Genomic DNA, 19446 nt, shown 5'->3' with positions numbered 1-19446 from the left:
ATACATCCTGGGCTGCCGCTTCTTTTTTTTACGGCCGAGAACCACTAGCGGTCAAGCGGATCAGGCGACGACGCCCGCGGATTCGCCCACCGGGGCTGCGCCCAGCCACTCCCACGCGTCGTTCTCATCGTCAAGACCGAAGTGCCGGACCTCCATCGACATAAGTGGATCTAGTAGTGAGGCAACACCCGCCATCCACGATGGTCCACCGACGAGAGCGTACGCTTTGACGTGCTGGAGAGCGCGCAGCTTCATTTTGACGATGTCTTGTGTGAAGACGCTCGGACGGAGACCGTAGTGCTCAACCCGCATCAGTAACCGAATCGTCCCGTGGCGCGCGTATGCGGCATCGAGGTCGTCTGCGAGCAACCGAATATCGGATGAGCGAAGGGGGCCCGTCAGCGCAAAGGCACGAACCGCGTCTTTGTCTGTCGTTATTCGCCGGAGGCTCGGTGCGGGCATTTCGAGCGACTCCGACGCCCAGTCGAGAGCCGATCGACGGTCTTCAGGGTCGAAGACCCGGATGTCGATGCTCGGGAGGACGCGGTTTTCCCAGGATGCGATGACATCGATCCAGCGGGCCCGAGTGACCAGAGCGACGCGCCGAATGCGCGACAGATCGCCGATGTGTTTGAGGCTGTACCGCAGGTCATCCAGGATCGCTGCGAGTGTGAATCGCTCCAGCCCGCGCAGGTCGAGATACATGGCGATCGTCTCGTGCTCGGCCAATCGATCATCGATTCGGTTCGTAATCGATTTCAGCTGCTCGGCATCGACCGTCTGGTCAATCTTGATGGCGACGACGTCGTCAGGGGAAGCGAGGAATTTGATCATGTCGATCACCGAGAGTCAAGGAAAAATAGACTCCGAATGCACGGAGCAGAATCTGCCGTAAAGATCGATGGACGATGCCTTTCAGGCTGCATGGGGCAAGCTTAACGATCGGTCAGATCGAGCCCGGATTCACCGTGGGGAAAATCCCGCCACAAGCATAACCGCTCGGGGTTCGAACGTCGCGAACGTATCTTCGGCTCAGCGATATGATCGTTGAGCCGTGTACGACAGGATTTGGTCACGCTCGCGAAATCATCGGTTTTCGCATCTACTCATACGGTTGCTCCGGGAGATCATGGAACGAAAGACATATACGTATCAGGGAGAAGAAGTGACCGTGACGTGGGACCAGAAGCGGTGTATTCACGCCGAGGAGTGTGTCAAGGGGTTACCCGAGGTTTTTGACCCGGAGCGGCGTCCCTGGATCGATCCGGATAAAGCGGATGCAGCGTCGGTTGCTGATGTCGTTCAGCGCTGCCCGACCGGTGCGCTGCATGTCACGCATGATGGCGTAGATCAGGAGACGGCGCCGACGTCGAATCATATCTCAGTCGAGCCGGACGGTCCTCTGTATGTTCGGGGTCGCGTGGAGGTGCTGGACGCCGACGGAGACGTGCTACTGTCGGATACGAGAATCGCGCTGTGCCGGTGCGGCCTGTCATCGAACAAGCCGCTTTGCGATGGCAGCCATAGCGACGGGTTCGAGGACCGCGGCGCCCTTCAGGTCGAGCAACTGAATGACGGAAAGGCGGGGGATACGCTTCGTATTCAGATGACGTCCGGTGGCCCGCTTCTGGTCGAAGGCTCGGTGACAATAACGGGAAGTGACAGCCGCGAGTGCAGCGGGAGCAAGGGCGCGCTTTGCCGTTGCGGCGCGTCGGGTAACAAGCCCTTCTGCGACGGAAGCCATACGTCCGTTGATACGCTGTAACCCGTGCCGTTCGGTGGCGACACTGTCTCCCCGTCAGCCGTCCGAACCGTATCGGCTACGGAGGGCTACGACGCTAGTCGTGCGCCTGCATGACGAAGATGCGTGGATGCAGACCGCCGAGCTGGATGCGTCGCACATGCCGTACGTCGTAGGCAATCCCACGCCGATCTCGCACGGCCTGCAGGGCTCCGCTGAATGCTCCCGGTTTGAGGACAAGCAGGACCAGCCAGCCTTCGGGCGGCAGGGCCTCATGAGCTTCGGATAGAAACCTCCGGTAAAAGGTCACGAGGTCCATCTCACTCCCGAGACGTTTCCCGAATGGCGGGTTTGTCACGATCAGGTCGGGCGCCTTGTCGTTGCTCTGCGACGCCAGACCGAGCGCGTCGCCTTCGTGGATACGAATGCGCGAGGCCAATCCCTCCTGTTGTACATTTCGTCTCGCTCCAGCGACGGCATCCCTGTCGCGATCGAGCCCGAGGACGCGTGCGGTTGGCCAGAGGCGCGCCGCCTCAATCAGGATCGTGCCGCTGCCGCAGAACGGGTCGAGCACGGTGCTCGGCGAACCGCCCAGGTACGGCAGTCGGAGCATCGCGTACGCAACGCTCGGACTCAGGGCCGCTGGAGGTTGGAATGCACGAGCCTGCCGCCGGCTCAACGGTTCCTGCGTGTGCTGGATACCGACCGTGACATCATGCTGACGCACATCCACGCGCACCTCCAGGTCGAAGTCTTCGAGGTCGACATCCGTGCCGTACTGGTCGATCAGCCCGGCCCCGGCGGCTCGCATGACATCCACGCTGGTAAAGCAATGCTCGCCGCGTCGGTTCGTTGAGACGCGAAACGTCTCGGCGTCGTCCATGCCCGGCAGCTTGTTTGTTCGGAGCACAGCACGGATGTTTTCTAGCTGTTCCTCCGCCGGTCCGGAAGGCAGGGTGAACCGAAAAAGTGGCGCCTGAATGTGGTGAACGGACCGAAGGTTGTGCGCAAGATCGAGCATGGTGTCCGGCGAGGCTGATGACGATATCCGGACATAGCTCGTTCGGCCGTTCGGGGATTCTTTCGTGCGGATGTCGTGGAGTCCAAGGGCGTGTGCCCGTTCGCACACTTCCTTCGCTGTGATGTCCTCCAGCCCGTGATTCGTCGTGACGAGAAGGGGCGTCACGTCAGGAGTGCGAATTTGGTCGACCGATGGCATCAGAGAGCAAAGGGCGTGGCGTGTGGCACGAGGTAGGCGTTGCTGCTAGAAGTACACCGAGGCTCGGACGACGCCCGTGGTACCGACCACCGTATTGTTGTCGCCGGAGCGAATGTCGAGTCGACCCTCGACCGCTAGACTGAATTCTGAGGAGAAGAAGTATTCTGCTCCTCCAAATCCGGAGAGTACGAGGTCATTGTCGTCATCCGGGACGTTTGGGTTGTCGCGATCGACCGCGAGAATGCGAAGTCCGGGTCCGGCGTACGGGACGAGCTGACCGTCTCCCAGCGTAAACCGTGCATCCGCGCCGATTGACAGCACGTCGGTACCGTTTTCCCGCGAGATGAAGCCGAGTTCGGGGGCGAGAACGAACTGATCGCTGAGCCAGATCGGGGAGGAGACGGTGGCCGGGAGCCCGATCGTCGAGGGCGATTCCTGGATGGCGACGGATAGACCGAATGTTGTCGGTGTCGGAGCCGTTTGCGCCTGCACGGCCGGAGTGGCAATGAGTAGAGTGAGGCAAAGAGCAGCGGCGGAGAAGAAGCGGTTCGTCATAGCAACGTGAGGAAGATGGCCGATCTGAAAACGACAGGGCTGATGCGTCCCTCGGACGTAGGCGCCCATCTGTGGTTTCGTATCAGCCGACTCACCGTGTAACGCTCATTCTACGGCTCCTGCGATTGCACGCCCATGGAAGTGGCGTATCAGGCGGGGCACCGGGCCAGCGTCCAGGCTTGGTTCCAGACCACACCGTTGTCCCGGTAGCTCAGCCTCACCCGTCGGCGTTGGAGCGGTTGCCCTGCTGAAGGGCGGCTTGTACCTGTTGCGCTGCCTGACGCTGCCCGATGGCCATGTAGATCCTCGATAGTGCATCGCCGGCGGCGCGAGTTCGCCAGTCCTCTGCACCGAACCGCTGGTTCATAACGCGGAAGCTCTTCTGAAGTGGCGGAACGGCCTCGCGGACGCGACCCTGCTGAGCCCAGATGATGCCGCGAATCCCCTCGGCTGCCGTGATTTGCCAGTGGTCAGATGGGAGCACCGACCTCAGAATATCGATTCCTTCGTTAATCAGGGGTTCGGCTTCCTCCGTTTTCCCTCGTTCGGCGAGGAGCCAGCTCAGCCGAACATTTGACGACGCGATGTGAGGATGGTTGGACGAAAGGAGCTCGCGTCGCATCTCGAGACCCTTACGATAATACATCTCGGCCTTGTCCAGCGAATCCGCGCGATGATACGTCAGCGCCGTGCGTGTAAAGGCGTTTGCCAGGGCCACGCTAACGTCTCCTTCCTGCTTCCGGTACTTCTCAATCGAGGTTAAGTGGTTCTGAATGGCCTCCTCGAAACGTCCCTGCATCTGGATGGCGCTAGCCATGTTGTGGTACGTGGTCGCGGAGACCTCCATATCATTCTTGCGGCGAACCTCCATATTCTGCCGGTAAAGCGACTCGGCGAGCGCGTGGTTACCCCATTCGCTGTTCACGAGGGCACGCCCTGCGCGGGCGGGGATCGTACGTGGGTCGTTCTTTCCATATTCGCGTACGAGCCGATCGAGAGCCTGCTGGTGAAGAGAGTCTGCTTCTTCGTAGCGTCCCTGGCGAAAGAGCGATCGGCCGAGCGAGTTTTCGGTTGCCGCGAGTTCGTGCGGAAGCACATCCGGATTCTGGTGGCGCGTTGCCAGAGCCTCAACGAGCATAGAGTCTGCTTCGGGGTAGCGTCCCATGCTTGCGTATACGTTGCCGATGACGGTTTCGACTTCGGCCTGGACGAGCGGCTGGCCGGCGAGGTCCGAACGGATCCGCGTTGCGCCCCGGTCGACGACCTCACGAACGGTCATCCGCTCGGACGAACCCGTCGTGAACGGGTCTGACGCCTGGAAAAGACTCACGATGAAGGAGGTGACAGCTTCCGATTTGTCCCGCTCGGCGGCGATCTGTCGCGCTTGATATGTGACGGTCAGTGCGTACCCGATAAGGAGAAGCACGCCGAGCCCGCTCGCGATGACAGCGGAACGGTTGCGTTGAATGAGTTTCTCGACGCGGTAGCGGAGGGTGCCGGTTCGGGCTTCGACAGGTTGACTGTTCCGGAAGCGGTGCAGGTCTTCCGCCAGTGCGTCTGCGGTCCGGTATCGATCCGCTGGCGCCTTGCGGAGGGCGCGAAGGATGATCGCATCCAGATCGCCCCGGAGCCGTCGGCGGAGCTCTGCGGGTTCGAGGTTCCGTCTCGAACTGACGTCGTCCGGCGTGATCTGCTCGCCCGAGCTGGGGGGACCGACTTCTTTCGTTTCTAGAACGACGGTACTGGGACGCGTCGGGTCGGCCTCGCAGACGGCCTGAACGATTTCATACGGCGACCGCTGCTGCAGCTGGTACGGGCGATGGCCGGTGAGGAGTTCGTAGAGTAGCACGCCGAGCGCGTAGACGTCCGTAGCGGTCGTAATCGATTCGCCTTTGACCTGTTCTGGAGCCGCGTACTCCGGGGTCATGAGGTGGAAGCCCGTCCGGGTCGATGGCAGATTCATCCGGTCGTGGTGAGCGGAAGAGTCCAGAACCTTCGCAATGCCGAAGTCCAGTAGCTTTACGGTGCCATCCGGTGTCACCAGAATATTGTTTGGCTTCAGGTCTCGATGGACGATCAGGTTCTGGTGGGCATGCTGCACGGCCTGAGCGACTGTCTGAAACAGGTCGATCCGTTCATTGATGGAGAGCTCGTTTTCGTCGCAGTAGGTCGTGATGGGGCGTCCCTCGACATACTCCATCACGAGGTAGGGACGCCCGTCGTCCGTCGTACCGCCATCGAAGACACGGGCGACGTTGGGATGGTCGAGCGAGGCCAAGATCTGGCGCTCGGCGCGAAAGCGTTCGACGGAATGGCGATCGGGGAGCTGCCGCATCAGCTTAATCGCGACGTTCTGCTGGAACGTCCCGTCGTCCCGACGTGCGTGGTAGACCGTGCTCATACCGCCGCGCCCGACTTCGCCCTCTACGCGGAAGGGGCCGAGCCGTGTGCCCGGCTCGATGCCGTCGTCCGGCTCCGCCCCGCCTCCGAGAGCACTGGCGATGTCTCCTGCCAGCTCGTTACTCCATTCAGCTGTGTCTACGCCCTCAAACAGGTCTGCGGCGTGGGCGGCCGCGTCTGCCTCCAAAAAACCGATCGTATCGTCCTCTTCCAGAAAGGAGCGGACGGCCTCTCGGAGGTCTGGATCCGAACAGATATCGTCCAGCACCGACAGCGGGTCATCCGGGGCTCGATCGAGCGCTTCGTCGAGAACGTCACTGATTTCGCTCCAGCGCTCAGACGAGATGTTCATTGACAACAGGGAGTTCGGGACGAAGGGGACACGTAGACGGGACGATGATTCAGCCGGATGCGGCGGTAGAGCCGACAGGAGTAATCCGGCGCAGTATTACATACGACGAAACGGTCGAAGAAACGTCAACCTGTTTCTCCGACCGTACGTGGGTATGGTACGTAAGACGAAGACAGCTACTCGTCTTCTTTGAGGGCGCGGGCCAGCCAGAGTTTTGCCTTTCGCCAGTCGCGCCGTATCGTGCGGGCCGAAACGTCCAAGAGTTCCGCGATCTCCTTCTCTTTCATTCCGCCGAAAAAGCGATATTCGACTACCCGAGCGAGGCGCTCATCCACTTCTTCCAACTGGTCAAGGGCACGGTCGAGCGCGAGGAATAAATCGGCCGAACCATTTTGACCCGCCACGCTAACATCCTCTAGTTGAAGATGATGGGCGTCGCCGCCACGCTTTTGCGCCTTTTTCCGGCGAGCGTAGTCCACCAGAATATTCCGCATGACACGAGAGGCCATTGCGAAAAAGTGAAGACGGCTTTGCCACTCCACCTGCGTCTGGTCGATGAGTCGCAGGTAGCACTCATGAACCAGGGCCGTCGTACCGAGCGTGTGACCGGCACGTTCGCCCAGGAGGCGGCGATGAGCCACCTGCCGGAGCTCCTGGTACACCTGCTGCCAGAGCTGATCTCCGGCAGAGCGATCACCGTTTTGATACCGACCGAGGAGGGTCGTTACGTCTGCTGTCGTCGCCATGGGGGCGGGGGAAGCCATAGTCGAAGACTGAGGGCAATTTGCTGAACGTGAGAGCGTCCGCGAGGACGGACGGGTACCAACGATGCAGACCGTGGCAACCGGCGAACGGAGCCGCGGTGTGAAGGAGTAGCCGCGTTCAGGGCGAGCAACGTAACGATCGGTCGGACCTGGACACCGCGCGACCGGGCTGTGGACCCGGGCTCGCAACCGTCCTGGGGACTAAATGGGTTCGGCCGAGCGTACGGATATTGCTTCCTTCTATTCTACGATACGACAGGAGGACAAACCATCCGACACGAACACACAGCCGGATATGCTATCGTCGTGATGCCGAGTATACGAGGCGCCTCCTCCCGGTCGTACGTATGCCTGGATTTAAAAAGACGAACCACTGTGGGGATTCGTTACAAAATGCACGCAGGCGTATATCGCTGCGGGAAATTACCCGTGTTCAGGCAATTCAGAATACGCTCTTTGTAACACGAATGCAACTGCTATGCCATCAGCACGTGTTATGGTGAAGGATTTTGAAAGGGTTGAGCTGAACAAATTGGAGAGGCTGGGGCACAGGAATTCACCTTGCCGAACAGACGTATCGGTCCGCGCGCGGGATAACCATGCCTAGTTCGTGAACCTGATGCCAATATTCGAGAACGGAGATTTATGGCGCCAAAACGGTTGCATAACGGACCGTGAGGCGCTTAATTACAATGATATGCTCGTCTGCTGGACCTGGCTCCGGCGGTCGCGTCGGAGTGATTGCCCCGCCTGATGACCCCCTTATATGTATCTCAGCAAACTCGAACTTCACGGCTTCAAAAGCTTTGCCGAGCCGACCACATTAGCGTACGATCCCGGCGTCACAGCCATCGTCGGCCCGAATGGATGCGGGAAGTCGAATATTGTCGATGCAGTTCGATGGGTGATCGGTGAGCAGCGGCCGACCGTACTGCGCTCGGAGAAGATGGAGAATGTCATCTTCAACGGGACCGCGGATCGCCGCCCACTAGGCATGGCGGAGGTTCAGCTAACGATCGAAAATAATCGCGGCGTATTGCCGACGGAATACTCGGAGGTGACGATCGGTCGGCGGCTGTTCCGTGATGGCAAGTCGGAGTACCTGATGAACGGTACGCAGTGCCGGCTGAAGGACATCACCAGCCTGTTTATGGATACAGGTATGGGCGCCGATGCGTATTCCGTCATCGAACTCAAGATGATCGATGAGATCCTGTCGGGGTCGACGGAAGATCGTCGTCGTATGTTCGAGGAAGCCGCCGGCATTACGCGCTACAAGATGCGCCGCCGGCAGGCGCTCCGAAAGCTCGACAACACGCAGACGGACCTGGACCGGTTGCGCGACCTTACGGACGAAATTGGCTCGCAGGTGCGCCGGCTGAAGAAGCAGGCGAAGAAGGCGTCGAAATATAATGAGTTCACGGAACGCCTTCATGAGCTGGAGTTGATTCTGGCGCAGGTCGAAGTCTCGCGTCTGACGAAAAAGCGGCGTTCGCTTCAAGAAGAGCAGGAGAAGCAAGAGAAACGGAATCTGTCGCTGGCCGATCAGGAGGAAACGGCCGAAGGACGCCTCGCGGAGCTGCGAACAACGTTGCAGCAGCGGGAGGACGCGCTTCAGGACAAGCGCGAGGCGTTGCAGGAGCACCGAAGCCGCGTTCGCGACATGGAGTCGGAGCAGCGATTGCAGCGTGAACGTCTCGACCGTGCACGCCGGGATCGTGATCGGGCACAGCAGGCGCAGACGGAGGCAACTGAGCGTCGCGCCGATCTTGTGGATGAGGTCGATCGTCTGGAAGACAGCCTCGAGCGGGCCCGTCCGGCGCTGGAGGAAGCCGAAGAGGCCCTTAAAGCCGCACGTGAGGCCCGAGACTCGTCAAAGCACCGTGCAGAGGAGCTCCGGGAACGGGTTCGCTCTCTTCGTGGAAAGTCGCAGACGGCCGAAAAAACGCTATCGGAACGTCGCCGCGAACTCGACCGGCTAACCAACCGACTCGATCTTCTGGAAGAGGAGCGGGATCGTGCTCGTGACCAGGCCGGCGAGTTGCAGGCCGATGTCGACGTGCTCGATACCCGGGTGGAGCGGGCAGAGGCTGCTCGCGCCGAAGCGGAAAAACGGCGCGACGAGGCAGAGCGGGCGGTCATAGCGATTCAGGACGAAAAAGATGCCGCCCGTGACGACGTCGAGGCGGCAACGGAGAAGCTCCGAGACATCGAGCGGCGTCGGGATGCTGCGGCGGCAGAGGTTGAACTGCTCGAAGGGCTCGTTTCCAGCTACGACGAGTTCTCCGATGCCGTCCAATTTCTCGCGACCGATGGTCCGCTCGACGACCTGCAGACCGTCGCCGATGTTCTGGCGTGTGACGACGATGTCCGCGTCGCACTCGATGCCGCGCTCGGCGATCTGGCCTCCTGCGTCGTCGTCGGAAGTGATGCCGAAGCACGGACGGCTATTCAGCAGCTCCGCGAGCAGGAGAAAGGGCAGGCGACGTTCATCGTGCTCGACCGCCTGCCGTCCCCGGTTCCGAATGGGGAAGGGCCTGCCGGCACGCGCGCCCTGCGGTCAACAGTTCGGACGGCCGATTCCCGATACGATCGACTGGCGGACGTCTTGCTTCAGGGATGCTATCTGGCCGGCACGCTGGATGACGCGACGGCAGCTGCCCGGGAGGCAACGGGCACATCCCGCATTTTCGCCCACACAGGCGAGTGGGTAGATGCCCGCGGCGTGATGAAAGGCGGAAGCAAGCAGGACAACACCTCACCCGTCGCGAGCCGTCTCGGCCGCCGGGAGCAGCTAGAGCGGGCGCAAGAACAACTTGAACAGCTTGAAGCAGACGTCGAGTACCAGCAGACCGTCGTCGATGAGGCGAAAGATAGCCTGGATTCGATCCGGGTCGAGCCGTCCGAAGACGCTCTGACGGAAGCGGAGAACGAGCTCTCCGAGGCCGACAGTCGCCTCGACCGCGTCCGCTATGAACGGGAATCGATTGACGAGCGGCGCGATGAGCTGGACGAGCGCCTGGAAGAGTTGACTGACGAACTGGAGGAAGGAAAGGAGCGCGTCGAGGCCTTACGCGGGGACGTCGATGAAGCCTTAGAAGAGGTCGATCGGCTGCGAGCCCGCCGTGGGGAAGCAGAGGACGCACTCGACGAGGCGGAGGATGCCGAGCGTCAGGCCGTTGATGCATTTTCTGAAGCCAACGTGGCCGCCGTGGAGGCGCGGAACCGGGTCCAGAACCTGGAGCGCGACCTGGAGCGGACGCAGGAGCAGATCGAAGAAATCGATCGGCAGACGAAGCGCCGAACCGAAGAAATCGCCCAGCTTCGTGACACCATCGAGTCGGCGATGGATGCGCAGTCGGAACTGGACGAGAAAATTGAGACTGCGCGTCTCCAGCGTGACGATAAGGAGGACGCTGTCGAGGAGGCAGAGGAGGCACTGAAGGCGACCAAGGCGCAGATCAACGACATCGAGAAGAAGCTCCGCGAAATCCGTCAGGAGCGGGAAGCGGCTGTCAAGGCCGAGAACAAGGCGGCGGTTCGCCTCGCAGAGATCGGCACGCGCATGCAGGATCTGCTGGAGAGCGTCGACGAAGACTACGAGCGCGATCTCGCGACGAACCCGGTCGACGTACCGGACGAGCTCGACGCGAAGGAGGCGGAGAATGAGGTGCAGAGCCTCCGCCGAAAAATTAAGCGTCTTGGAAACGTCAATCCGCTGGCTCTGGAGGAGTACGAGGAGGAGAAAGAGCGACTGGACTTCCTGACGGAGCAGCGCGAGGATCTGGAGGAGGCGGAGGAGACGCTGCTCGAGACGATCGAGGAAATTAACTCGACGGCCGCCGAGCGTTTCTTTGATACCTATGGTCAGATCAAAGAGAGCTTCTCCAAGATCTTTACGGAGCTCTTTGGTGCTGGCGCCTCGGCCGAATTGAAACTTGAGGAGCCGGACAATCCGCTCGACACGGCGATCGATGTCATCGCGCAACCGAAAGGCAAGCGTCCGGTCACGCTGGAGCAGCTCTCGAGTGGGGAGAAGACGCTCACGGCGATTGCGCTGCTCTTCTCCATCTATCTCGTCAAGCCCAGCCCCTTCTGCATTCTCGACGAGGTTGATGCCCCGCTCGATGATGCGAACGTGGAGCGGTTCATGAGCCTGATCCGCCGGTTCGAGGGAGACACGCAGTTTATTCTCGTGACGCACAACCAGCGGACGATGGCGCTCGCGGACCGGATGTACGGCGTGACGATGGAAGATCAGGGGGTATCGAAACTGGTCGGCGTGGAGTTCGACGAAGCCGTGGAGATGGCGGGGTAAGCGTAGGGGCGTGTGTTCGTTGGGACGTTGGAGCGTTGATACGTTAATACGTTGAGAACTTGTTTAGCGGATGGGTCTCAAAAACCTAAGCTCGGACGTTCCTGTTTATTCGCAGGCCTGATTGTGATCCTGTGGCACGTGTGCCATAGACACGGTGCGCAAAACGAACGAGGCCTGGTTGCACAGGCGTCCCGAGGACCGACCGTCGGAAGGTCCGTACACTTGGGGGCTGCGAGCTGTCGGCCTAACAGATTCTCAAGGTTCAAAGCGTTTGCAGCGCTCAATGCAACCACTGTCGCACGGCCGTGCGACGGTGGAGCGTAGAAGGAGGGGCGTGACGGACACTGTGAGAAGGAGGGGCGTAAGCGAACTGTGCATTCATTTTTGTCATCCTTCTCGACCAGCCCGATGCAACTCAGCGACCTTTTCTCCAGTGAGTCTCCGCCTCCTGAATTGTCGCCGCTCGAAGTGCTGGGGGTGATGGCGGGAGCAGCCCTTCTTGGCTATGTGGCCAATCTGTTGATGCGTCGGATTATCCGCGTGGTGACGCGCCGCGTGAACATGGAGTTGCCACTGCGTGGGGTGCTGCTTCGCCATATCCGGGGTCCGATGCGGCTTCTGATGCCGACCATCGGCGTTCTGATTTCGATACCGACGGTGCGGGACAGTCTGGGTGAGTATACGCCGTGGGTAGAGGGGATTCTGCAGGTTCTTTTCTTAGGAGCGGCGACGTGGCTTATCCTCGAATTGCTCCATGCGGCCGAAGAGGCGATAGCAGAGCATTACGCAACGGACGTTCCGGACAATCTGAAGGCGCGAAAGATCGTAACCCAAATGCGGATCTTGCGGCGGATCGTGTCGACGGTTATCGTCGTGATTGCAGCCGCACTCGTGCTGCTTCAGTATGAGCCCTTTCGTGAGGTCGGGGCGGGCATTCTTGCTTCGGCGGGGGTGTTCGGTATCATCTTCGGTATTGCCGCCCAACGTACGCTGGGTAATCTGGTCGCGGGCATCCAGATCGCGTTCACCCAGCCGATCCGCGTGGACGATGTCGTCGTTGTGCAGGGAGACTTCGGGTGGGTGGAGGAGATCACGCTGACGTACGTGGTGGTGCGGGTCTGGGACAAGCGGCGCATCGTCTTGCCCATCACCCATTTCGTCGAAGAACCATTTCAGAATTGGACGAGGACCTCCTCCGATCTGCTCGGTACGGTTTATCTCTACGTCGATCATACGACGCCAATCGACGCGGTCCGAGAAGAATTGGGACGTGTGGTGGAAGCCTCTGAGCACTGGGACGGGGAAGTCTGGAGGCTTCACGTAACGGAGACCACGGAGAAGACCATCGAGCTTCGGTGTCTGGCAAGTGCCGAGAGTGCACCTGTGCTATGGGAGTTGCGGTGCGAGATCCGTGAGAAGATGGTGGCGTATCTTCAGCGCGAATTTCCCGATGCTCTGCCGACAGTCCGCGCCCGTCTTGACGGGCAACCCTATGGAGAAATGACATCAGCTCCGTTACAGAACTGAACGAGGTCAAGTGGAGGCGTGACCTGATCTTCGACATTACGTAGCACAAAAAATCCCCGCCTTATCGCGAGATAAGACGGGGTTTCGTATGAGATTGGAGCCGTCAGAACAACCCGCGTCACTACAGGAAGGGGGCGCAGCAGGGGTTACGCGACCTCCTTGTCCCCTTTCTTCGATGCGTCTTCTGGCCAGAGCGAGCGCATCCGGTCGGACTCTTCGGGCACGAACGCGTCGGGCTGATCTTTTTCGGCTTCGGGCTGCGTTTCCGGCTCAGCCGATTTGGTGTCCGATCGAGTGGACATCAGGATAAGCACGGGCGCGAGCACGAGCGTCGTGACGAGCGACCACATCAGGCTCTGGGTCCAGAACTCGGCGCGGGCGGTGTCGATCATTGCACCACCAAAACTGACGAGCACCCAGGCGCCAATAGCGGCGAGAGCAAGAGAGAGAAATCGTTTCATGGCGTCGTTCGGAACGGATTGTTATACAGCTCCAACAGGGTGTGCAGGAGCCGCGTCGAATCCGTTACCTTTTTAGTCTTGGATCAAGGGGGCGTTTCGTTTTACATATGCGGGTTAAAAATTAACCCCATCAGATGCAGCGAGTGTACCTTCTGACGCGTTCGCCGCAGGCTCATACGAATACTGCACCGACGTATATTCTGCACGTGGGATGTTCACTATACGCCTTTGCCTGCTCGGATAAGCACTCCGTGAGTGAGTTCGAACGCCGTCATCCGGTGCCTTCTGGGGTGATGAAATGGATGATACCGTCTGTCATCCAATGGATTGTAGAGGTGCACCATCTGAGTGTTCAGTCGTGCATGCTCTAAACTGATGACTCATATGGTTGGGCACCGATCATCTCGTCAAGAAGGAATGCATTGATGTTCTCAAACCGGATATCCGTTGATTCAATTGACTTTGATTGGTCAAGATCGGTGTGAGTCAGTTATATCGCCTTCTTTAAGCCAAGAGAAGAAGCCGATTTTGCCCCCGGTTTCATTTGTTTGAGAAAAGACCTTCTTGTAGAGGAGAAGGCCATTCGTTCATCTATTTGCGTGCAGTCCGTGAAAGATATGTCATCGATCTTCAGTCTTGAGCAGTATCGGGAGAAAGCTTGCAAACAGCTCCCAAAGATGGTGTACGATTACTACGCCGGGGGCGCAAGCGACGAGATTACGCTGCGGAATAATGACCGAGCTTATGACCGGCTGGCGATTCGGTACCACGTGATGCAGGACGTGGAAGACCGCTCATTGTCGATATCAATTGGTGGTGAGCGCATCGACTGCCCCATCCTGATTGCTCCCACGGCGTTTCATCGGCTTGCGAGCGAACAGGGGGAGCTGGACACGGTTCGGGCTGCGGGGAACGCCGGAACGGTGATGATTCTGAGCACGCTCGCTACAACGGCGGTCGAGGACGTCGTGGCGGCTGCGTCGGGACCGGTCTGGTTTCAGCTGTATGTGTACCGGGATCGGCAGGCCACGCGCGATCTCGTGCGACGCGCGGAGGCGGCGGGCTGCTCGGCCCTGGTCCTCACGGCCGATGCGCAGGTCTGGAGCGTGCGCGAGCGAGACGAACGGAACGGGTTTACATTGCCGGAAGGGATTTCGATGCAGAACCTGGAGGCCTCCGGTAAACCGACCTTTCCGGAAACGGAAGGGTCTGGCCTCGGAGCGTACGTCGAGCAGAACTTCGATAGGAGCTTAAAGTGGTCAGACCTTGACTGGCTGGCGGGGCTGACGGATTTGCCGGTCTGGATCAAAGGTGTCGTGCGAGGAGACGACGCGCGGCGTGCGGCAGAACATGGCGCAGACGGTGTCATCGTGTCCAACCACGGGGGACGGCAGCTGGATACGTCCCCGGCGACAATTACCGTTTTGCCCGAGATCGTGCAGGCGCTGGAAGGTACTGGGACCGAGATCCTGATGGATGGTGGCATCCGCCGTGGGACGGATGTCCTCAAAGCGCTGGCGCTCGGGGCCGATGGGGTCTGCATCGGACGGCCGATTCTGTGGGGACTCGCCGCCAACGGACAGGCCGGAGTTGAGGACGTGCTGCGGATTCTCGCAAATGAACTCGACGTGGCGATGGGTCTGTCCGGCGTCACATCGGTCGACGACCTCACACCGGACCTCATCGCGCCGGTAGCAGAATGAGCGGATCCGGCATCGACTACGGAGCGAGCAGCGGATACGGATTGATGGGGTGCCGGGACGATGATTGAAGGCGTCCATCCACGGCCCAGATTGCGAAGTGGAGGTGCGGGGTGTTTGCGTTGCCGGTTGTACCGACAAAGCCAATCGTGTCGCCGGCGCTCACGGGCGTTCCTGACGTCACACCCGAGGCGTACTGCGACAGGTGCGCGTAGTAGAACACGTACGACGAATCGAGCGACGCGACGTACAGACTTTTTCCGCCAAGATCTCCCGTATGGCGTTTCATGACGACGCCGTCAGCCGTAGCAACCACGGGCGTTCCGCTCGGGGCCATAATGTCGATGGCTTTGTGCGTTCGGCCACCCGATCGCGCATCATCGAAGGTGTCGACCAGATCGGATGCCGACATGTTGGCGACAGGGAGCATCAGCGAAAAGGACGGAGGCTCCACGGCAGAGTCGCCACCGGTCAGCGATGCGGATGAGACCGGTGCGTCCGGCGTCGAACCCGCTCCGAAGGTGGGCTCTGATGACCAGGCTGGCGTGACGGAGAGGTCGATGCTGGCGATCCATATGATCACAGCCATAGCAAGCACAGGGATCATTCCCTCACGCAATAGCCACGTCCATGACATATCGGGAGAGTCGGTGTGCATAAAGCAACGGTATCTTGGAAAATCACCGCCCGCAGAGCCGCGGAGGCCACATTGGTTGCTGCGCGAACCGTCTGGCGGTCTCGATATCCATACACAAAGACGCAGCGAACCCGGGAGAAGTTACGAGAGTCTGTTTCGGCAGTGTAACTCCGGTGCGAGAGTGCAGGCGTGATTGGAGGACCGCGCATCTCCTGACGCACCGGTACAATAAACATCGCCCGAACCTGACCGCGTGGTGAAAACCACACGACCCGATCCGGGCGACGGATGGACGTAATCCGACCGAACAAGTTTACTCCGCGATCGGCCCGAAGTCCTTCAACTGCTCCTCGATCTTGCTGCGATCTCCGGCAACGACAATAGTCATTTTCTCGTCGTCCAGGTACGTCTGCGTGATGCGTTGGACGTCTTCCGGCGTAACGGCATAGACGGCGTCGACGTAGCCCGTCAGGAAGTCATCGGGCAGTCCGTGAAGGTCGAGGAATGCGAGCTGTCCGTAGATGCCGCCACGAGAAGAGTTTTGCAGCACAAAGGTGCCGGCCAGATAGTTCTGAATGGCCTCGAGTTCTTCGGCCGGCGGAGGCGTCGTCTGCAGGCTGTCGATCTCATAGAAGATCTCCTTCAGCGCCGGGCCGGTGGCTTCCGTCGTAATCGCAGCGATCTCAGCCCAGTACGCATCCCGGTAGCGCGAGGAGACCGTGCTATTCGGCGAGTAGGTGTAGCCCTTGTCCTCGCGAATATTACTCGTGATGCGCGAGGCGAATGAGCCGCCGAGGAGGGAGTTGGTGACCTGCAGCGCCACGTAGTCCTCGTGTGACGGGTCGATCACCGGCAGACCGACGTAAACGTTCGACTGCTTCGCGCCGGGCTGATCGATGATGTGGATCTGCCGCTCGCTCGACGGGGATGGCGGGTTCGTCGCAGTCTCGGGGCCTTCTTCCCAATCGCCGAATGCGTCACGGATCGCCTGCTCCGTGGCGCCTGGGTCAAAGTTGCCGACGACGTACAGATGCGTGCGCTGCGCCCCGAAGTTCTCTGCGTAGAAGCGCTCGACATCGTCGATGGTGTAGGCCTCCAGCATGCTCTGCTCGGGAAAGACGCGACCGTACGGGTGATCGTCACTGTAGAGTACCTTGCGAAACTCGGCGAATGCCTGCTGCTGCGGCTGCGAGAGCTGCACCGAAAGCTGGCGTATACGGTCACGCTTCAGGCGGGTCAGCTCTTCTTCCGGCAGGCTCGGGTTCTTCAGCAGATCCGCCATGAGGCGGGCAGCATCCGGAGCGAACTCCGAGAGGACATCGGTCGTCAGGCGCGTGCGGTCCGGGGAGACACCGATGTTGATCTCGCCGCCCATGCGTGCGGCTTCCGCGGAAATCTCGGCGCTCGTCCGCGTGGTTGTGCCCTCCGAGATGAGGTCGCCCAGCAGGTCGCTGAGCCAGACTTCTTCTGGACCTTCGTTGACGTTCCCGGCGCTCACGACGGCGGCGAGAGTGACTTTCGGGACGTTCCCATATTCGACGAACGTGACCTGCATCCCATTATCTAGGGTAAGCGACGTACGCTCGGGAACGGAGAACGGCTTAGGTTCACCTCCGGGTGGCGGTTGCTCCTGCGCCTGGGATGGAGCGGCGACGAGGAAGGCCGCGAGGAGAACGGACAATAGTGAAACGACAAATCGAGACATGATGGAAAAGCGAATACAGAGAGGAGACGACGGTGGGGTGTGGAAACGGATCAGACGGCCACGTCTAGTTGGATGACTGGGCCGAATCGCCTGCTCCGGCTCCGGCTTCCAGAACCAGCACCGTGCGGTTCGTGGGACGGAGGTATTCCTGCGCGGTCGATCGAATCAGCTCCGGCGTCACCTGATCGAACTGCGCGAGGATGTCGTTGATGCGCGAGGGGTCGTCGTCGAAGAGCGCAAACGAGGCCAGCAGATCTGCTCGCCCGAAGCCGCCAAACTGCGTCAGCGTGTCGAAGAGCTGCGACTTCATCTTGACGCGAGCGCGGTCGAGCACAGCCTCGTCGACGAGCTCTGTGCGAAGCGGCTTGATGACTGTGTCCACCGCCTGCATGACGGTGTCGGGCGACACGCTGGGGTCGTGGATGAGCGACGCGGTCCACAGCATCGGCCCGTTGTAATTGAACATGTTGCCAAGCTGGTTGATGCCGCCGCTCACATTGCCGGTCAGTCCGCGCTCCGGTACCAGCTTGCGGTACAGCCGGCTGTCGTTGCCCTGAACGAGAATCTGGTCGATCAGGCCCATCGCATAGTATTCCGGCGTGTTGCGCTCGGGCATGTGGTAAGAGAACGCTACCGCCGGGCGCTGCGCCAGCGAGTCGACTTTCGTGAATCGCTTTTCCTTCGTCTGGCGCGGCTCGCTGATGTCCGGCATGTCCGGTCGTTCGCGCGAGGGGATGTCGCCGAAGTACTCTTCGACCATGTTCAGCGTCTCCTTCGGGTCAACGTCTCCAGCGATCACCACAACGGCATTGTTGGGTGCGTAGTAGGAGTCGAAGAATGACTGCACGTCGTCCAGCGTCGCTGCTTCGAGGTCCTCAAGGTCTCCGTAGAAGTTGTGCGCGTTGAACCAGTTCTCGTTGGCGTACTGCGGCATGTCCAGCCATGGGAAGCCACCGTACGGACGATTCAGGACGTTCACCTTGACCTCGTTTTTGACGACGCCCTGCTGATTGGTGAGGTTGGCCTGCGTCACTTTGAGGCTGCGCATCCGGTCCGCCTCGGCCCAGAGCATGGTCTCGAGCTTGTGCGAGGGAACGACCTGGAAGTAGTTCGTGAAGTCGAAGCGCGTCGAGCCATTGAGGATGCCTCCGTTACTCTGGACGAGCTTGACGAACTCCATTTTGCCCAGGTTCTCCGAGCCCTGAAACATCATGTGTTCGAAGAGATGAGCGAAGCCGGTGCGATCGCGGGGCTCGATGCGAAAGCCGATGTTGTAGTAGACCGCAACGACAGCGGTGGGAGCAGTATGGTCTTCCGAAACCACCACCTTCAGTCCGTTGTCGAGTGTGTGATACTCGACGGGGACGGAGAAGGACGTGCCGGTCGTATCCGGCGTTGCGGCTTGCGCATCCGGCGCACCGGCGGCAAGAACGAGGCAAACTAATGGCGCGAGGACGGCCCACGCCAGTCGGTTAGCGAAATGCATGATTCAACGATGATTAGGGAAAGGTGCGGTACGATAAATAAAGATGCCGCTTACAAACATCAGACGTAAGGTAGAGGAAAACGGTTACGGTTCAAAGTTCAGCGTTCAGGGTTCAGAGTTCAGGGTTCAACGTTCACAGCTAGCTACCGGACAGTTTTCAAAAATAGGGGGTAAATCGCATGTCGATGGGGGCGTCGTTCTGCAAACATCGCCGGATCCATCGCAGGCCGATTGCAAGGTAGCTTCGGTCCCGTCGGTCGGATCGGTCCACGGAGCATCGGTCGCCTCGTTTGACGACGGCGCTTGCGACGGCGATGAGCCAGACGTAGATGAGGCTGAGTACAAGGACGAGCCTCGCGATGCGCTCCGGGGCCTGCAGCCGCGTGCGATGCAGTTGAAAGCGGCCCCCTTGCCAGTCCCCAAAGAGCTCTTCGATCCACATCCGAGTGCGGTAGTGCCGGAGCACCGCGCTCGGCGAGGGGGCGTTGGTCACCAGGCGCCAGGGCCGCTCTTCGCCGATCGCCCAGTGGTACACGAGGCGCGCAGGCCCGAAGGCGTGTGCCTTGGTCACCTGAACAGGC

14 protein-coding genes are annotated in these 19446 nt (G+C 60.1%); 4 read left to right on the top strand and 10 right to left on the bottom strand.

Annotation, left to right across the window (positions count from 1 at the left end):
* Positions 1–60: 60 nt before the first annotated feature.
* The gene (locus CRI94_RS16780) at positions 61–834 is read right to left on the bottom strand and encodes a SpoIIAA family protein (protein WP_098078932.1); all 774 of its coding nucleotides are present in this window, start codon (positions 832–834) and stop codon (positions 61–63) included.
* A 295-nt stretch (positions 835–1129) separates the two neighbouring features.
* Between CRI94_RS16780 and CRI94_RS16775 the strand changes: the two genes are divergently transcribed.
* On the top strand, positions 1130–1765 hold the full coding sequence (locus CRI94_RS16775; RefSeq protein ID WP_098078928.1) for a CDGSH iron-sulfur domain-containing protein: 636 nt from the start codon (positions 1130–1132) through the stop codon (positions 1763–1765).
* 73 nt (positions 1766–1838) lie between these two features.
* Here CRI94_RS16775 and CRI94_RS16770 read toward each other — a convergent pair whose 3' ends face one another.
* From CRI94_RS16770 to CRI94_RS16755, 4 genes are all read right to left on the bottom strand, one after another.
* Complete coding sequence (locus CRI94_RS16770; RefSeq protein WP_098078925.1) at positions 1839–2960, bottom strand: methyltransferase domain-containing protein; 1122 nt, start codon at positions 2958–2960, stop codon at positions 1839–1841.
* Positions 2961–3005: 45 nt separating this feature from the next.
* Complete coding sequence (locus tag CRI94_RS16765; RefSeq protein WP_098078922.1) at positions 3006–3515, bottom strand: porin family protein; 510 nt, start codon at positions 3513–3515, stop codon at positions 3006–3008.
* Between the two features lie 217 nt (positions 3516–3732).
* The gene (locus CRI94_RS16760) at positions 3733–6267 is read right to left on the bottom strand and encodes a serine/threonine-protein kinase (protein ID WP_098078919.1); all 2535 of its coding nucleotides are present in this window, start codon (positions 6265–6267) and stop codon (positions 3733–3735) included.
* 176 nt (positions 6268–6443) lie between these two features.
* Complete coding sequence (locus CRI94_RS16755) at positions 6444–7031, bottom strand: sigma-70 family RNA polymerase sigma factor (protein ID WP_218919419.1); 588 nt, start codon at positions 7029–7031, stop codon at positions 6444–6446.
* Positions 7032–7797: 766 nt separating this feature from the next.
* Between CRI94_RS16755 and smc the strand changes: the two genes are divergently transcribed.
* Together smc and CRI94_RS16745 are read left to right on the top strand one after the other, a co-directional pair.
* The gene (smc, locus tag CRI94_RS16750) at positions 7798–11349 is read left to right on the top strand and encodes a chromosome segregation protein SMC (RefSeq protein ID WP_098078911.1); all 3552 of its coding nucleotides are present in this window, start codon (positions 7798–7800) and stop codon (positions 11347–11349) included.
* 408 nt (positions 11350–11757) lie between these two features.
* Entirely contained in the window at positions 11758–12876 is a 1119-nt protein-coding gene (locus CRI94_RS16745) for a mechanosensitive ion channel family protein (RefSeq protein WP_098078906.1), read from the top strand.
* Positions 12877–13022: 146 nt separating this feature from the next.
* Here CRI94_RS16745 and CRI94_RS16740 read toward each other — a convergent pair whose 3' ends face one another.
* A complete protein-coding gene (locus CRI94_RS16740; RefSeq protein ID WP_098078902.1) occupies positions 13023–13337 on the bottom strand; it encodes a hypothetical protein in 315 nt (104 codons plus the stop codon).
* Between the two features lie 617 nt (positions 13338–13954).
* On the opposite strand from CRI94_RS16740, the gene CRI94_RS16735 reads away from it, so the two are divergent.
* Positions 13955–15040 (top strand): alpha-hydroxy acid oxidase, encoded by a 1086-nt coding sequence (locus tag CRI94_RS16735; RefSeq protein ID WP_098078898.1) that lies wholly within the window; start codon positions 13955–13957, stop codon positions 15038–15040.
* A gap of 16 nt (positions 15041–15056) precedes the next feature.
* On the opposite strand, the gene CRI94_RS16730 is transcribed toward CRI94_RS16735, so the two are convergent.
* From CRI94_RS16730 to CRI94_RS16715, 4 genes are all read right to left on the bottom strand, one after another.
* A complete protein-coding gene (locus CRI94_RS16730) occupies positions 15057–15695 on the bottom strand; it encodes a M23 family metallopeptidase (RefSeq protein WP_098078893.1) in 639 nt (212 codons plus the stop codon).
* 292 nt (positions 15696–15987) lie between these two features.
* The gene (locus CRI94_RS16725) at positions 15988–17379 is read right to left on the bottom strand and encodes a M16 family metallopeptidase (RefSeq protein WP_098078890.1); all 1392 of its coding nucleotides are present in this window, start codon (positions 17377–17379) and stop codon (positions 15988–15990) included.
* A 64-nt stretch (positions 17380–17443) separates the two neighbouring features.
* Entirely contained in the window at positions 17444–18865 is a 1422-nt protein-coding gene (locus CRI94_RS16720; protein WP_098078887.1) for a M16 family metallopeptidase, read from the bottom strand.
* 157 nt (positions 18866–19022) lie between these two features.
* Positions 19023–19446: transposase (locus tag CRI94_RS16715; RefSeq protein WP_143815465.1), on the bottom strand; the 424-nt coding region annotated here is incomplete at its 5' end.

The sequence above is a fragment of the Longibacter salinarum genome (assembly GCF_002554795.1).
Lineage (GTDB): Bacteria > Bacteroidota > Rhodothermia > Rhodothermales > Salinibacteraceae > Longibacter > Longibacter salinarum.
The sequence above is the reverse complement of the archived record's forward strand: the minus strand, read 5'-3'. Positions and strand labels throughout refer to the sequence as shown.

Excerpts from the sequence above, each read along its gene's own strand:
- CRI94_RS16780 (WP_098078932.1), bottom strand. The coding sequence starts at position 834 with ATGATCAAATTCCTCGCTTCCCCTGACGACGTCGTCGCCATCAAGATT.
- CRI94_RS16775 (WP_098078928.1), top strand. The coding sequence starts at position 1,130 with ATGGAACGAAAGACATATACGTATCAGGGAGAAGAAGTGACCGTGACG.
- CRI94_RS16770 (WP_098078925.1), bottom strand. The coding sequence starts at position 2,960 with ATGCCATCGGTCGACCAAATTCGCACTCCTGACGTGACGCCCCTTCTC.
- CRI94_RS16765 (WP_098078922.1), bottom strand. The coding sequence starts at position 3,515 with ATGACGAACCGCTTCTTCTCCGCCGCTGCTCTTTGCCTCACTCTACTC.
- CRI94_RS16760 (WP_098078919.1), bottom strand. The coding sequence starts at position 6,267 with ATGAACATCTCGTCTGAGCGCTGGAGCGAAATCAGTGACGTTCTCGAC.
- CRI94_RS16755 (WP_218919419.1), bottom strand. The coding sequence starts at position 7,031 with ATGGCTTCCCCCGCCCCCATGGCGACGACAGCAGACGTAACGACCCTC.
- smc (WP_098078911.1), top strand. The coding sequence starts at position 7,798 with ATGTATCTCAGCAAACTCGAACTTCACGGCTTCAAAAGCTTTGCCGAG.
- CRI94_RS16745 (WP_098078906.1), top strand. The coding sequence starts at position 11,758 with ATGCAACTCAGCGACCTTTTCTCCAGTGAGTCTCCGCCTCCTGAATTG.
- CRI94_RS16740 (WP_098078902.1), bottom strand. The coding sequence starts at position 13,337 with ATGAAACGATTTCTCTCTCTTGCTCTCGCCGCTATTGGCGCCTGGGTG.
- CRI94_RS16735 (WP_098078898.1), top strand. The coding sequence starts at position 13,955 with ATGTCATCGATCTTCAGTCTTGAGCAGTATCGGGAGAAAGCTTGCAAA.
- CRI94_RS16730 (WP_098078893.1), bottom strand. The coding sequence starts at position 15,695 with ATGCACACCGACTCTCCCGATATGTCATGGACGTGGCTATTGCGTGAG.
- CRI94_RS16725 (WP_098078890.1), bottom strand. The coding sequence starts at position 17,379 with ATGTCTCGATTTGTCGTTTCACTATTGTCCGTTCTCCTCGCGGCCTTC.
- CRI94_RS16720 (WP_098078887.1), bottom strand. The coding sequence starts at position 18,865 with ATGCATTTCGCTAACCGACTGGCGTGGGCCGTCCTCGCGCCATTAGTT.